Source organism: Candidatus Obscuribacterales bacterium, assembly GCA_019744775.1.
Classification (GTDB): Bacteria; Cyanobacteriota; Vampirovibrionia; order Obscuribacterales; family Obscuribacteraceae; genus SBAT01.
In genome coordinates, this window is record JAIETZ010000008.1 from 86,558 (window position 1) to 101,383 (window position 14,826).

16 protein-coding genes are annotated in these 14,826 nt (G+C 48.5%); 8 read left to right on the top strand and 8 right to left on the bottom strand.

From position 1 onward, the window contains the following. The first annotated feature begins 436 nt into the window (after positions 1-436). The 4 genes from K2Y22_15215 to K2Y22_15230 all read left to right on the top strand — a co-directional run bounded on the left by K2Y22_15215 (position 437) and on the right by K2Y22_15230 (position 3,333). A complete protein-coding gene (locus K2Y22_15215; GenBank protein MBX9879806.1) occupies positions 437-1,552 on the top strand; it encodes a M28 family peptidase in 1,116 nt (371 codons plus the stop codon). Between the two features lie 143 nt (positions 1,553-1,695). Next, entirely contained in the window at positions 1,696-2,097 is a 402-nt protein-coding gene (locus K2Y22_15220; protein MBX9879807.1) for a hypothetical protein, read from the top strand. Continuing rightward, positions 2,097-2,558, top strand: a complete 462-nt coding sequence (locus K2Y22_15225) for a hypothetical protein (protein ID MBX9879808.1) — start codon at positions 2,097-2,099, stop codon at positions 2,556-2,558. The genes K2Y22_15220 and K2Y22_15225 overlap by 1 nt, the downstream gene beginning before the upstream one ends. Before the next feature lie 31 nt (positions 2,559-2,589). Continuing rightward, on the top strand, positions 2,590-3,333 hold the full coding sequence (locus K2Y22_15230; GenBank protein ID MBX9879809.1) for a hypothetical protein: 744 nt from the start codon (positions 2,590-2,592) through the stop codon (positions 3,331-3,333). A gap of 129 nt (positions 3,334-3,462) precedes the next feature. Here the strand turns inward: K2Y22_15230 and K2Y22_15235 are convergent, their stop codons facing one another. The 3 genes from K2Y22_15235 to K2Y22_15245 all read right to left on the bottom strand — a co-directional run bounded on the left by K2Y22_15235 (position 3,463) and on the right by K2Y22_15245 (position 5,709). Further along, positions 3,463-4,008, bottom strand: coding sequence for a hypothetical protein (locus K2Y22_15235; GenBank protein ID MBX9879810.1), 546 nt, complete (start codon positions 4,006-4,008; stop codon positions 3,463-3,465). A 74-nt stretch (positions 4,009-4,082) separates the two neighbouring features. Then, a complete protein-coding gene (locus K2Y22_15240) occupies positions 4,083-5,177 on the bottom strand; it encodes a hypothetical protein (GenBank protein MBX9879811.1) in 1,095 nt (364 codons plus the stop codon). A gap of 52 nt (positions 5,178-5,229) precedes the next feature. Further along, positions 5,230-5,709: a rubrerythrin family protein gene (locus tag K2Y22_15245; protein ID MBX9879812.1), complete on the bottom strand. Its 480-nt coding sequence runs from the start codon at positions 5,707-5,709 to the stop codon at positions 5,230-5,232. Between the two features lie 384 nt (positions 5,710-6,093). On the opposite strand from K2Y22_15245, the gene K2Y22_15250 reads away from it, so the two are divergent. The 4 genes from K2Y22_15250 to K2Y22_15265 all read left to right on the top strand — a co-directional run bounded on the left by K2Y22_15250 (position 6,094) and on the right by K2Y22_15265 (position 9,201). After that, positions 6,094-6,516, top strand: coding sequence for a biopolymer transporter ExbD (locus K2Y22_15250; GenBank protein ID MBX9879813.1), 423 nt, complete (start codon positions 6,094-6,096; stop codon positions 6,514-6,516). Between the two features lie 340 nt (positions 6,517-6,856). Beyond that, positions 6,857-7,924 (top strand): leucine dehydrogenase, encoded by a 1,068-nt coding sequence (locus K2Y22_15255; GenBank protein ID MBX9879814.1) that lies wholly within the window; start codon positions 6,857-6,859, stop codon positions 7,922-7,924. A 3-nt stretch (positions 7,925-7,927) separates the two neighbouring features. Next, complete coding sequence (locus tag K2Y22_15260; GenBank protein ID MBX9879815.1) at positions 7,928-8,281, top strand: hypothetical protein; 354 nt, start codon at positions 7,928-7,930, stop codon at positions 8,279-8,281. 110 nt (positions 8,282-8,391) lie between these two features. Then, the gene (locus K2Y22_15265; protein MBX9879816.1) at positions 8,392-9,201 is read left to right on the top strand and encodes a hypothetical protein; all 810 of its coding nucleotides are present in this window, start codon (positions 8,392-8,394) and stop codon (positions 9,199-9,201) included. Positions 9,202-9,267: 66 nt separating this feature from the next. Here the strand turns inward: K2Y22_15265 and K2Y22_15270 are convergent, their stop codons facing one another. From K2Y22_15270 to K2Y22_15290, 5 genes are all read right to left on the bottom strand, one after another. Continuing rightward, positions 9,268-9,480, bottom strand: coding sequence for a hypothetical protein (locus K2Y22_15270; GenBank protein ID MBX9879817.1), 213 nt, complete (start codon positions 9,478-9,480; stop codon positions 9,268-9,270). A 108-nt stretch (positions 9,481-9,588) separates the two neighbouring features. Beyond that, positions 9,589-10,512, bottom strand: coding sequence for a hypothetical protein (locus K2Y22_15275; GenBank protein MBX9879818.1), 924 nt, complete (start codon positions 10,510-10,512; stop codon positions 9,589-9,591). Positions 10,513-10,544: 32 nt separating this feature from the next. Further along, positions 10,545-11,765 carry an aminotransferase class V-fold PLP-dependent enzyme gene (locus K2Y22_15280; protein MBX9879819.1) on the bottom strand — a complete coding sequence of 407 codons (1,221 nt, stop codon included), beginning with the start codon at positions 11,763-11,765 and terminating at the stop codon, positions 10,545-10,547. Between the two features lie 164 nt (positions 11,766-11,929). Beyond that, on the bottom strand, positions 11,930-13,258 hold the full coding sequence (locus K2Y22_15285; GenBank protein MBX9879820.1) for a pyridoxal-phosphate dependent enzyme: 1,329 nt from the start codon (positions 13,256-13,258) through the stop codon (positions 11,930-11,932). Positions 13,259-13,267: 9 nt separating this feature from the next. Next, on the bottom strand, positions 13,268-14,743 hold the full coding sequence (locus tag K2Y22_15290) for a hypothetical protein (protein ID MBX9879821.1): 1,476 nt from the start codon (positions 14,741-14,743) through the stop codon (positions 13,268-13,270). Between the last annotated feature and the right edge of the window lie 83 nt (positions 14,744-14,826).

The window sequence follows — 14,826 nt, forward strand, 5'->3', positions numbered from 1 at the left end:
GCAGGAGGAATAAACAAGAGTGGAAAGTGCTCTGGGTCTAAATTTGAGAACTTTTGTGTGAGAAGTTAGTGACTACGTAACTTCCACACCATAGTGCTAAATATATTTCGATAGCTAGTTTTATTAGCAATTACTGATTAATAAGATGTGGCGCGGCTGGCGCACGGGGCTTTTTCTTATTGCTTTGCAAGCTCGGTAATTGTTAGAGTCAAAGTACTTTTTCATTCGGAAAAACAGAAACACATTTGGTCTAACTCAGAAACCAATCAGTCATTTGAAATTTACATGCGCGGGCTTTGATTAGAGCCTGCTGATTTTTCCCACACTCACGAAGTTGTAGGGGCGCATTGCATGCGCCCTCTGTTCTGCCTCGTTATTTACCGCTCCAGCACGTGTTTGTGCCTGGCGCCTTCGCGTGCATTAGGAGGTACTCATCATGTTTGAAGTCTTACTCATCGGAATTACTGTTCCAATCGCCATTCTCGTTTTGATGGCGTCTGCTCGCAACAAGAGCGAAAAATCAAATTCAGTTAAGCCGGATCAATGTCACCCGCCAAAGGCTGATACCAGTCATTGCAAATACGACCGCTCTGCTCAGAGACGTACGAGCCTTGCGCCGCGTCCTGAAGTTGACTTAACCAATCTGCCACCAAAAGACCAACGCGTATTGGCGGCATTTAGCCAAGTTAGTCGTGATCGCATTGTGGAGAACCTGAAAAAGCTCACAGGAGAACTTCCCGTAACTGTTACTCGCAATGGTCAAAAAGTCACTGGAACAATTACTTCGCGCAGCTCACATTCAAAAGAGCTGTACGACTTGGCTATGCCCTTCATCGACGAACAGTTTCAGGCACTGGGACTGACGACTGAGCATCACGACTATGCGAAGGGTCACTACAATCTGGTGGCGACACTTGCCGGCGACGGTAGTTCCAAAAAGCGAATTATCTTGGGCGCCCACGGCGATGCTACTGCCGGCGCCACCTGGAAAAACGAGAAGACCAAAGGCGCAGACGACGATGGCTCAGGCATGGTCTTGCTTTTGGAAGTGGCTCGCGCGTTGAGCAAGATGCCGCCGTCCAAGTACGACATAGACTTTTGTATATTCACCAATGAAGAGCAGGGGCTGGAAGGCTCTTACGCCTATTCGGACAAGGTGAGAAACGAAGGCGAAAGTCTAGTGCTGATGATTCAGTTCGATATGGTCGCCTATCACGGCACAGAAGGCAATCGCATGGATGTGCATGATGGTGAAAACAAGAATGGTGCACACAAGTATTACGAAGATGTGCTGCGAGCCTGTCACCAATACGAATTGGACTTGACGCCCTATGACACGCACAACGATGAAATGAATCGTCGTTCAGACCATGCTGGATTTTTGGATCACGGATATGCGGCTTTGATGTTCTCTGAAGAGTTCACGGATACGGCATTCAATCCCAACTATCACAGCATGCAAGATACGGTCGACAAATTGAATATCCCGTATTACATGGAGATCATCAAGCTGGCAATTGCGTCAGTCTTTAACATCTCCGAGATCAAGTAGCTGATCTTAGCTCACGTCATCCTGAGCAAAGCGAAGGATCTCACGACTTCAATGTCGGCGAGATACTTCACTGCTCATATCTGTCCTTCGTAGGGGCGCATTGCATGCGCCCTTTACTAATCCAAATCAAAAGAGGTATCCCCATGGTTACAGTTATTGCTCTCGTGATGGGTGTGTTGGTCGGTCTGCAAGTATCGCGTCTTTTTCAGGCCATTAAGGACCACATCGATCCTAAGCAACGCGCGACAATGATCACCGTTGCGCATTTCAGCACAGTCGTGTCGGTATTGACACTGGTGTTTGTGCATTTGCGCGAGATCGCACTGCGTGTGGCGACGATTCTGTCCGACTACATCGGTGTGTGGATTATCAAATACACCGCTCCGGTGTTTTATCCGATTGCTGGGCAGTTAGGAGAATTAGCCAGAGTGCTCTTTAATTATGCAGCACTTGCACACCCGGCGAATCCAATCCTTCAAGCAATGGCCATTTATTTGTGTGCCCAGATGCTTGTGTTCGAGTTGTTGATGAGGGAGAAAAAGTAATGGAAAAGGAAAAGAAAGTTATCGACAAACAAGAATTGTTCGCGCTGCTGAAGACGGCCGGCGTGTGGGGAAGCGGCGTGCTTGCATTTTATACTGCCGTTAACACTTTCATCGGCGCTAACGCAGCATTGGAAGTCTCGCCATGGACCATCCCGCTGCCGATTATTCAACAGTTGGAAATTCCCTTTGGCGCAACGGACCGCGCTCGCAAGATGAAGGTTGAATTGGCGCAAGTGAAAAAGCAAATCGCAGCGGCCAAAGTCAAGGAAAAAACCGAGAAGGACTGTGCTTGCTTGACGCCGTCCGAAAAGGCGCAAATCTTTGTCGCCGATGCCGAAAAGTATCTGGACGACTCTCACAACGCAATGCGTTCCGGCAACTTCCAAGCTGTAGTTAGCGCTTGGGACAACATCCGCCGCGACATTCGCCTTGCGCAAGAAGCGCTGCAGGAGTGCAAGTAACACAAAACAAAAATAAAAAAAGGAGGCTTGTATGTCGCTGATACTTACTGATGAGGAATATGCGTGCGCGAAAAAGATGTTGTCGAATTGGGAAGAGCTTTTTGCAAGGTACGAAAGCGAAGGGGCCACCGAAGCCCAATCGCTAGAAGTGCGCGAAAAGTTACGCTCTCCTTCTGCAACCTACGCAAGACAGTGCTTGGAAGAAATTGCCTTCTACGAACAACTGAAGGCAGGCAACATAGTAGAGTCATTTGATGTTGGAACTCTTCCGCGTATGCTGATCTGCTTTCGCATAGCCGCCGGGTTATCTCAAGAAGAATTTGCCGAAAAGCTGGGTTGCACAGCGCAAAAGGTGCGGACTAACGAGAAAAATGAATATCATGGCTCAACAGCGCAACGTATGCAGGCAATGCTTGATCTATTGCCGGTTACGACAGTCGTAGTTGCTGAAAGACTTGATGCAGCACAGGAGCTGAATCGGTGCTCAGTCGGTGGCATGGGAATGATGCTGATGTCGGTCCGAGAATCCCAAGGAATGTCCTACGAAAGACTTGCAGAGCGCTTGCAAGAAGAAAAACTGCTGGCGTTGAATAAGACAAAACAGGACTATTGGGATTGTGGATTGTCCTGGCTTGATGTTCCTGCTTTTGTGAGCGGCATCAAGGAAGCGGAAGTAAGTGCCTATCGCGAAATGGGCATGACGACTACCACGGCCAAGGCTCTTGCTAAAGCACTTCGCATAAAGCTAACGGTAAAGGCTAAGTTGAACCGATGAACTAAAGGCGCATTTCGCAATGCGCCTTTTTCTTTTTGTGTACTACTATAAAACATCGGAGAACAACGCAAAAAAGAAAAAGGGGCTGCATAAGCAACCCCTTTCGATCTAGTGTTTGCTCTGCAACTATTAGTCGCAGGCTTTACTGAAGGCGAATTCCAGCCAGAAAGGCTCGTCATTCACAGCGATGTCTGTAGTGCGAGCGCGTCCTTCAGGAATGTCCTTCTTGACGGTGAGGCGGAAACCATTAGGCAACCAAGCGTAGTCAAACGCTGTGTTGTCATAGTCCTTCAGAACAACTTTCTTCGCGGGAATGCCATTTGTGGTGAACTCGATTGCCGTACCCAGCGGTACGGAAATGAGCGCGTCCTGCATTCTGCGGGTGATCACCAGTGGCGAGCCGTCGGCTTTTCTGTGCTCAGGCGGAGTGCCTTTCTCGTTGTATCTGATGACGATCTCGCAGTCGTTCGTCGCTTTGTTGCTGCCGGCGGATTTAAACCGCATCAACAGTGCAACGACGGCGACCGCGATAATCGGCAATACAGAGTGCAACTGCAGGGACAGAAGCAAGGTTATCAATCCGGCACCGATAACCATCAAAGTAATGCCTTCGGTGGATCTCTTTTGAGTGTCCTTCAAGAGTTCATCCAGGCGGGTGTTCTTATTCTTGTTCATAGTTGTGTCCTCGTAAAAAAATTCCCCACGTCCTCGAAAGGATGTGGGGAATATGCGGGTCTAAACTTGTGAGCTTAAGATTGAGGTGCGTAGGCTGCGCGCAGCTTTGTTCTTAAGGCAACTTTGGTTTTGGGCGAGAAGTTGGAGGCTTCTAGTGCAGTCAAATTGACCGCGTAGAAATCTTCCATTCCCCAGTTGAAGTGTTCGACTAGATGTGCGTACTCGTTGGTTAGCGAGCTCAATGTGAAGGTCAAACCATCAGTGTTGATGCACACACGTCTCCCGTCTTGGTATAGCCTGTTGACGGGGTGTTCGGCAAGGCTCTTAACCTGGCCGGTTACTACGTTGGAAGTCAAACAAACTTCGAATACTTGGTCAATCGGCTCGACTATGCGGATACCGTGACCAACGCGTGTGATGTTGTTTTTGTCGAGAATTGCAATTTCTTCTTCTGAAACAGGATTTGTTTCACCCAAATGAATTGTTGCTTTCAATCCGGCTTGCTGAGTGCGTATGGCTTGTTTGAGCCACCACTCAGGAATACCGGGGAATGCCTTCTCATCAGCGGCCAGATCAAAGCCCGTGACTCCGAATTTTTTGTATTCGATAGCCAGGTCGGCCAATTCTTCCGCCATCTCTCCGTTTTCATGCCGCAGGGCACATACTATGAGACTCACCGGGATAGGCGATGTGGCGAGCACGCCGGTGATACAGTCCATAACGTCACGCAGATTGAGCCCATTGCGAGTACTGAGTTGCGGCGCATAGCGCAACTCCATTGCAATTGTGCCGTCGGCAACAGCATCTTCAATTCGCTCGCGCGTGATCAACTCCAAGCTTTGCTTGTCTTGAATCACGGGAAGAATAAAGCTGTTAATTGCTGCTACGTATTGTGCCAGGGACTGACTGGCAAATGATTTTGTAAATTGCTCGAACTTATGAACCGCTTGGTCCTCCAGCTCATTGCCCTTCTTGATATCAGATTTGTTCGATGATTGTTTGAGCTTTTGAGCTTCACGCCAATCTTCGAGCACATCTGGTGGAAAAGTGGTATCGCTTTCACCAACAAAATTTTTCTTGTCCCAGAGACGCAGAATTGTTCTGTGCCTTAAGGAACAATCGAGGTGTTCGTGGATATTCAGCTTTGGGTAATTCCGGAGCTTGTTCAAGAGTCTTTTACGCCTAAGAGGGGTCATGAAAGTTGATCTCACTATTGTACGCTCATTTGGCGCCTTTGACTTTGTCGAGTGCCTTTTGGTAACGACCGGCATGAAACGCTTCGACAAGACCCAATGCTTTGAATCGCTTGGCTGCCTTTTGAAATATTTCTGCGTGTTCGCGTGATTCTTTGGCTTGTTCGACAAACTCGGCGGCTGCTGCATTTTCACCCTCGGCGAGCGCCGTCTTTTCAAACGACGGATACATCGAGTTGGTTTCGTGCAGCTCACCTTCAATGGCAATCTCCAAAAGCTTTTCGACTGTCATTTCGGATTCGGGATAAAGCAACTCGAGATGAATGAAAGCGTGACCGGTTTCTTGATTGGCGGTTTCTTCAAAAAGCCGGGCGATTTCTTCGTTGCCTAATTTGCGGGCAATCTTTGCGAAGTACAAGTACTTGCGATTAGCCATTGATTCGCCGGCAAATGCGGCAGCGAGATTTTTCTGTGTTTTGGATTTTGCGCTGGATTTTCTCTTGGACATGGTTGTCTCCTTGAAAAATTGTGGCCGGCCAAAAATCCCGACAAAGCACAATGCTTTGGCGAGAGAGTTATTTACTGGCGGGGCTTTAGGTTTGGTTCTGTTGTTGAGATCTATTTATATAAGTACGGAAATGTAATTTCTTTGCCTTGAACCTATCAAGTTTGTTGTTGGCAAGTAAATCCGCTTGAAAACAAATTTCGCAGAAAGAATCCTTAAGACGCCAGTCTGTGGGCATTTTTAGGTTTTCAACAGATCGGCTAGCTTGCGCTAGCTCGTCCGATAATGTTTCTGCTGATATCGCTCTAGGGTTTTGTCGCTAGTCGGGCTGTAGGAAAGGCGCTAAGATTAACGATACGTAGTTTTTGTCTGGAGGACCTTCGACCTATGGCAATGGGGAAAAGCGGCGAGATTTTTACCGATATCAACGTCACCCCGTTGACGGATGTTTTTTTGGTGCTTCTGGTCATCATGATTCTTGTTGCGCCGTTGGTTAATATGTCGGTCCTCAAAGTTGACCCACCGGTCGCGAGCAGCTCAAGACCAGCCGAGCCGGATAAAGGTCCAAAAATTGACGTTAACGTTTCAGCTGCAGGTACCGTCACAGTCAACGGACAAAACGTAGCTCCTGTTGATACGCAACACGTGCAACAAGTCATTCAAGCCGAACAACAAAAAGCCGGCACAGAAGATCTCCCACTTAATCTCTCTTCCGACGCCGACGCTCTACAAAAATACGTCGTAGCCGTCATGGACGCCGCCGCCGGCGCCGGCATCAAACGCATGCGCGTTTTGCCGCTGCGCAAGTAGTTCCAAAGTTTAGTTCTGAATCGTAGGGGCGCATTGCATGCGCCCTTTTCTTTCGTAAGCGAACGGCAAAGGATTCACGTCGGCTGTCACACCCAAGTTCTCTTCACCACAGATATCTGTTGACGCATACTAAACGCAAGTCTATTTGCTAATAGTAGTGCTAAACGAAAACATATTTCGGGAAGGAAAGTCGAAGCATCGTAATGAAAGCTTAAGAAAAGCGGGTCTGAGTTAGAACAGTTTTACGGTTTGCCGCACTTATAGCAGGAGTTATACATTGACAGTAGAATGACCGTAAAATATCCTTAGGCGCCATAAGCCGCATTATTAGGAGATCCGCATGGTAGGTATCTTTACGGAACTGGAAAACTACGGGCACGAGCAAGTCGCCTGCTTCCAGGACAAAGAATCAGGTTTGAAGACCATCATTGGTATTCACAGCACGGTATTAGGACCAGCATTGGGCGGTTGCCGCATGTGGCCTTATACAGATGAAGCTGCGGCTCTTAGAGATGTTCTCCGTCTGGCTCGCGGCATGACTTACAAAGCGGCTGTCGCAGGCTTGAAATTGGGCGGCGGTAAGGCAGTCATCATCGGTGACTCGCGTACCCAAAAGACACCGCAGCTGTTAAAAGCATTTGGACGTTGTGTTGATTCATTAGGCGGTCGTTATATCACTGCTGAAGATGTCGGCATGAAGGTTGATGATATCGACACCATCCGTACACAGACAAAGCACGCAGTCGGCGGCAGCAACGAGGGTGGTAGCGGCGATCCATCTATCATGACTGCTTTCGGTACCTTCCAAGGTATGAAGGCTGCATTGAAATTTGCTGGACTGGGCGAAAGTTTTGAAGGCATCAAAGTTGCCATTCAAGGTGTAGGTAACGTTGGCTATCACTTGAGCAGCTACCTTCACAATGCCGGCGCAAAGCTGTACGTAACAGACATCTATCCAAACCAAATTGAAAGAGTAGTCACTGAATTCGGTGCCACACCAGTTGGACCGGATGAAATCTATGGCGTTGACTGCGAAATATTCGCTCCATGCGCTTTGGGTGCAATCTTGAACGCTAAAACAATCCCGCAATTGAAAGCTAAAGTAATTGCCGGTTGCGCAAACAACCAATTGGAAACAGAATCCAATGGCTTTGAATTGTTCAAGCGTGGCGTTGTTTACGCTCCTGACTATGCAATCAACGCAGGTGGCTTAATTAACGTTGCCGCCGAACTCGATGGCTACAACAAAGAAGTTGTCTTGGGCAAAGTAAGCCAGATCTACAACACAATCACTTCGATTCTCACACGCTCGAAAGACGAAGGCATTCCGCCTCACGTTGCAGCTGATCGTGTTGCTGAACAACGCTTGATTGATGCCAAACAAGGTCGTCTTGCTGTAAAGTCGTAGGTAATGAACACCGTCGGCTTTAACACGCTCTATCACGCTCTTAAGTGTCCCTACTGCGGCAGCGCAGTAGACTCAGGCATCGGCTTTCGCGCAGGTGCGCTGAAGCAAGCCAGCTATCGCATGGGCGACAAGCTGAGCTGGGAAGGTGGTAATTGCCGACCGGAGGAAAAACCCGAGGGCGGTAATTTCAAAACCATCGGTTATTACAATTGCGACAATCTAAATTGCATGAGCTGGCACGATTGTTTTCCGGAAGTGCAGGAAGCGCTTATCACATTCACAGACGATGTGATTGTGGAAGTGGAGTCAGTTCAGAACCCAGCACGCGAGCAAGGCTTCGATATACTGCCACCTTAAATTGTCCTCGGGTCATATCATCCTGATTTGTAGGGGCGCATTGCATGCGCCCTCTGTCATTCTTAGTGCCGTCTAATGGATCACGGCTCTGTTTCTGGTATCAAAGGGTAATGCTGAATACCAAGAAGATTTTTGCCGGTATCGTCACAGTGCTCGCCTTGAGCGTAAGTCTTGCCCAGCCGGCGCAAGCGCAGTATTACACGGGCTTACTGCCATATCCCTGGTACAAGTGGCGCATGTGGCCCTTGAACATGCTGTGGGGACAAGGCAACTATTACAACGGCTATGGTTATCGAACCAATCCGCTCTACTTCATAAACTCAGCAGCGAATTCTATTGCTAGTCCATACGCCTACAACAACGGCTATAACGGCTATGGCTATCGTCCATACAACTATTATGGAACGCGCTACCCTGCCCAGATGCAACAGTATCAAGACGTGGAACCAATTAACTACCCGCGCGTGCGCACAAAGCAGAAGCGTCAATTGCCGATGGTTGTTGATCAAACACAACATGCCCAATGGCAAAATCCACCAGTGACAAATCGTCCTGCTGACGAACAACTAGCAGCACATGCTCCAACAATTGTGCCACCGACAATTCCGGCAGGACCAAGCGCCGCTCAAAGATTTGTTGACCAAGTCAATCAAAGACACTTCGGCAATGTATCCAGCGCACTCTTCGATCCAGAGACACGCTCACTGGCTCGCCAATGCGGCGTAGTTGACTCCGACGACATATTCGACGCAGACTTCGGCAACGACCGCTTAGAACAAATGCGCGGCATTCTCCAAGACCAATCACTGTCACCCGAAGTACGCGCCCAAACCGTAAGTGTCCTCATCAAGCATCGCGGTCCAAGTACAAACGCACAATCCACATACGTAGCCGGCAGCAAATCTCCCAACTGGCATTAGACACCTACTAGTGGTCGTCGTAAAGCAGCCCAAAAAAGTAGGGGCGCATTGCATGCGCCCGCTGTCCTAGCCGCGAGAATCCCGGCTCAACTGTAATAGCCGTTGCTGCTCATATGCAGACAACTGCTCGTACTGTTTTTGTCCTGGACGATAGCTCGGATCGTTTATCTTTAGCCGCAAGTAGGCGTCAACGTTAGCGATCTTAGAATCAATTTCGCGAAGCATGTTGCTGTTCTTATTGAAAGGCGGTGCTGGTGGATCTGTTCCTGGCGTAGTCATTTTCTCCTTTGTCTAGTAAATAAAAAGTCTGCTCCTGCAGGACTAGGACGGAGTGGCTTGGGAAGAGCACACCCCATCCTTGCTGCGCAGTTATGCTTTTTAGCAGAGTTATTTCTTGTCGTCGTCTCGACGTATCACGCCGAATCTGCGCTTGCGACGACGACTGGGGTCATCTTCGAGAAGCAACCCGGTTGGACAGGGAAGATCTTTTAACTTGTCCCATTCATCAAGCGTTTCTTGTGGAATCATTGCTTTCAGCTTGGGGCCGACTTCGTCGTAGTCTAGTCCGAACTTTTGTAGGTACGGACGCAGAGCCTCTGGTGCTGCAATCATTGCTCCATAGAGTGATTCGACAGTATGGTGTCCGAGTCCGAGAAGAGCATCGATAAATTTCTGCGGCAATCCGGACTTCTTGATGCTGGTGCCATTTAGTGAGTATTCGTGTCCGGCAGTATGCACTGCTGAGATGAGTTTCTTCTCTGGTGCTGAGGTAGCATCTAGGACGGCTTGTCGCAGGGATTGGAATGTCTCAGCTGCTCCAAGTTGATTCCAGATAGCGTCCATAGGCTCTCTAATTGCCGCAGCTGATTCGGACAGATAGATTGCTTCGGCTGCATTGACCAGCTCAAGATATTCTTTTTCTCGCTCCTCTAGATTCTTTGGCGGAATGTATTGTTCGCACCGCGTTGTTTTTACGAAGGACGCGAATATCTGGCGAAGATTCTCATACTGTCCTGGTTCAAAACCCTGGTAGCAATGAAGTACAGTGCCTTTGTCGAAAAACACAAGAGCTGGTATGTCTTGTGTGGTCGCGAAGCTTTCGAATATAGCCTTATTTTCGGGCACATCAATACTCATCTCATAGATCTTGATTTGAAAATTGTATTGGGAAGCGAATTTCTTCACATAAGGAGTAAAGATGCGGCATGCACCATCGTTAGCAGATGTGAACTTGACGACTACGGGTAGTGTGGATTTCAAAACACGGTCCGTGAAATCCTTTCGTGATACTGGAAATGTTGGCATTAACATTGGCATTCTCCTAAATTTGAGCTCGTAAACGCTTACAGCAGGTTATTGCGCAGGATCTCTATGAGGTGTGCGATTTCTTGCTCGGTGTTGTATACGTGTAGACTTATTCGCAGGTAGTTGTCGCCCGTGGCTTTCTTGAAAAGGCAATGGCTATTGGCTCTTACAAGAATGTTGTGACTGGAAAGTAAGGCAGATACATCTGCGGTTGCTGCTTGTGCAAACCGGAAGGAAATGACACCGTAGCCGTGCGCGCAATTACAACGGTCTACGCCCGGCGAAAATTCAATGCCGGGAAGTTGTTTGAGTTGAAAGTACAGGCTTTTGGTAAGCCTGTCGATTGTCTGCTCGATATTATTGATTCCGATGCTTTCGATAAAATCAATAGCCGGAACGAGAGACAAAATTGACGGAGTATTCTGTGTGCCGGACTCCAGAACATTGGCAAGCGTATTCGACTGGATTTTTAGCTTTTTGCCGGATGGATCAATCCTCATGCCGCCGCCTACTATTACTGGATTGAGTTTCTTGCGTAGCTTGGGCGACACCCAAAGGATACCGACACCATTGGCGGCGAACATCTTATGGCCACCAAATACGAGGAAATCCACCGGCAGTTCGTTGACATCAACTGTGCAATGACCAACGCTTTGACTGGCGTCCAGTGCAATTAGGACGTTTTTGCCGAGGATTTGTCTAACTTCTTTGACTTCCATATCCAAGCCATAGAGATGGTGGATGTGTGACATTGCCATGATTCTCGTACGTGCGGTTTTCGAGGCGGCAATGTGTTTAAGCGCATAGTCTCCATGTTCGTGCATGCGAATGGGTATGAGCTTTATCTTTATTCCGAATGCGCGCAATTGGTCTCTTAAGTGAAACCATGGTAGAACTGCTGATTCATGATCTTCCAAGCAAAGCATCACCTCATCGCCTGTCTTTAGATTGTTTAAACCCCAAGCTAGAGAAATGATATTGAGACTTTCCGTTGCGCCGCTGGTGAAGCAGATGTCTTCGGGGTTGGCGCCGATGAAAGTAGCAACTCGAGTGCGCGCTTCTTCGATACGAGTCTTGAGCAATGTGCTCATTTTGTACATGCTTCGCCCGGCGTTCGCGCAATTTTCGGTGTAAAACGCATTGATGGTGTCGATTACTGTCTGAGGCTTTTGCGCGGTTGCGGCATTGTCGAAGAAGATGGTGTCCGGATGTTGAGCGAAGATGGGGAATTGGGAGCGAATTTGGTCTGTGTTTAGCATGAGGAACCTCGTGTTTTACTGTCATGTCGACCGAGCCGAAGGCGAGTCGAGACATCTGCTAGACCGAACCGAAGTTACCCGTGATCGCGAGCAACTTCGAATCCATGCAGCAGATTTCTCGACTACGGATGCTATGCATCCTTCGCTCGAAATGACATAGGTGTTTACTGTTGTAACATTGGCCTGAAAATTGGCATCCCAGCGTCGCGCCAGGCGACGAAGCCGCCGGAGAGACTTGCGCTTGTTATACCGTGTTGTGTGAGAAATGCGGCGAACTTGCGGGAATCGTCTCCTTGTGGGCAAACGAAGAGGACATGGTGCTTCTTGGAAAAGGGCACGCCCATTTCGCAAAGGTCTTCCAGCACATCAGACGGCATGTTGATCGCGCCCTCGATGTGACCGGATTTGAAGGCAAGACTGCCACGAAGATCTACAACTAGGCAGTGGGGATTAGCAGACAGCAATGTCAGTGCTTGTTCCACATTGACTTGCGGCGCTTGTGAGCAAACATCTTCTGGTAGATTTCGTGGTGTGTCCTTGCGTGTCGCGTAACCGAATAGTTCCGGGCGATACTTTTGCAAATAGGATAGATACCATTCGAGCCTGTCACAGACGATGAATACGGCGTTCCGTTTTTGTTTTAGCCTTTTATCAATTGTCCTTAAGTGTTTAAGTGCCGCGATATACGAAGCACCGCTTGTCGGACCAGCTAGGACGCCTAGCTGGCGGGCAAGGATTAGCATTCCGTCTATGGATTCGTTGATGCTTGTTTCTACAATGCGTGAGTAGACATCTTTCTTGAAGAGTCCTACCTCAAACAGCTCGTCGGAATTGCGAATGCCTGGAATGGATTGTCCGGGTCGCGCTACAACGCCAACTAATTGCAATTTGGTATTGACTGATTTCAAATGCTCGCCGGCTCCGCGTGAAGATCCGGTGGTTCCTAGTCCGGTGATGAAATAATCAACAGGCGCGCGTAGATCTCTTATGATTTCATATCCTGTTCCAAAAAAGTGAGCGCGCATGTTTTTCTCGTTAGTGAACTGAGAAGTATGGAAGTACTTGCCAGGCTTGCCGTTCATTTCCCTTTCAATGTAAGCAATGGGGTTGTTGGGATCATTAGGATCGGGACAAGATGACATCGCTGGAAATTCGCTTATTTGTGCACCAAGTACTTGCAAGATGTGCTTAACTTCTGGCACGGGAAAACGGTTAGCGACAACGCGAAAGGGAATCCCGCGCATTGAGCAAAGCACTTGCATTGCTTTGGCCATATTGCCACTTGATGATTCAATGACCGTCTGCTTGGACGCTTCAATGTCTTCGAATTCCTCTGCAAGGATTTCACCCGCTGGACGATCTTTGAGAGACCCGAATGGATTCAAGTGCTCAAGTTTGGCGTATAGATTGATGTTTTTAAGACCGTGAACTTTCGGGTCAATCTCCAATAAGGGAGTTTGCCCGATAAGCGCTGTGATTGATTTGATGAGCATGGTTGTACCTCAGTGCAATTTCCAAACTGGCGAGTATTGTTCATCGAGCATCCATATAAGAGCTTTGCCTTTTCCTTCAACCACTGCTGCGCGACGCGCTGTCGGCTGCATAATGGAATTAGTGACGCTGAAGTCCATCATGTATGCAGCCGTGTTGATAAAGGCGAAGATGTCTCCCTTGCGCGGTAACTCCGGCAGGAACACTTTACGCCTGAATATCAAATCGCTTTCCAAGCAGAGGTTGCCGGACAGGAAGTACCCTTTGTGTTGACGCTTGTCGGATTTGCCGAGAGTTCTTATCTGAATGGGATCGACAAATATTTCTTGATCTAGAAATGCCAGATCCTGGCGTTTCATATCAAGTCCGACAATGTCGTTGTTTGGTCCCTTGAGCGAGTTGACGCGAGCAAGGGTGACACCGGCCAGGTCAAGAAGTGCCCTTCCCGGCTCCAGCCAGAGCGCAATTTCGTTGTTTCGCAGCATGTCTCCAAGTGCGCATTTGTCGAATGGTTGCAACTTGCTTGCTAGAAGCTCCTTGAGAAAGGTGCTGCCAGGCAAGGGGTTGAAGAAGCTGTAGGCGTTGAGAGATCCACGCAAGGCCCCTCCTTCAGCAGATAGACCGAAAAAGTTGTGGTTCCACGTGATCGCCGATGGTGCACCTGTCTGGCTTGTCAGCGCCGCTTCTTTCAGTGCTGCCACATAGCGGCTCCAATCTTCTTCGTGAGCGAGATAATTGATGCCAAATCCACCGCCAATGTTGATGACATGTGGTGTCAGATCTAACGCAATGGCCTTCTCAAATGCTTCAAAGCAATAGCGAATTGCTTCCGATCGTTCTTCAACGCTGGTGCTGTCCAAATGGAATGAAAAACCGAGCAATGCTAGATTATCTCGATGCGGAGCAATGACGGAGCTTAGTACTTCTGCAATTTGTGCAAAGTGTATGCCGAAGCGGCTTAGCTTAACAGGAGGAAGACCAAAGACATCGCCGAACTTAAAATTGCTCAGACGCAAGAGAATTCGAGCCTTGCGTGCAATGCCGAGAGCTTCCTTGACCGACAAGATGTCCTTAAGCTCTTGAACGCAGTCAACATTGATGGCAACGTCGTGCAGTAAGCATAGATGCAAGAAGTCTACATCTTTGGGTCCTGTTGCTTGCAGGCGGTTGCCGCTAAATCCACTTGCGAGCGCGTGCTTTAGTTCGCCGACCGATGCTACATCGCAATTGACGCCGGAGACGGCTAGTTGCTTCAGCAAGGAGTCTGACTGGTTGGCTTTGTGCGCAAAGAAGAGTGAGCTGTTGAGTGTGTATTCGTCCAGCACGGACTGAAACGCTTTCACATTTGCTTCTATTGCTTGTGGAAATAGCACGCTTGTTGGACTGCCACATGCTAATACGATTTGTGAAATGAGCGCTTCGTTGTTTAAGAATGAACCAATTAACGGGTTGTATCGTGGACGTAGCACGAGAGGCGATTTTTGCATGGTCGTGGTCCTTTAACATGGTGTGTGACTTTGTCATTCCGAGCTGAAGGCGAGGAATCTTCCAATAGCTCTTTGCCGTTCGT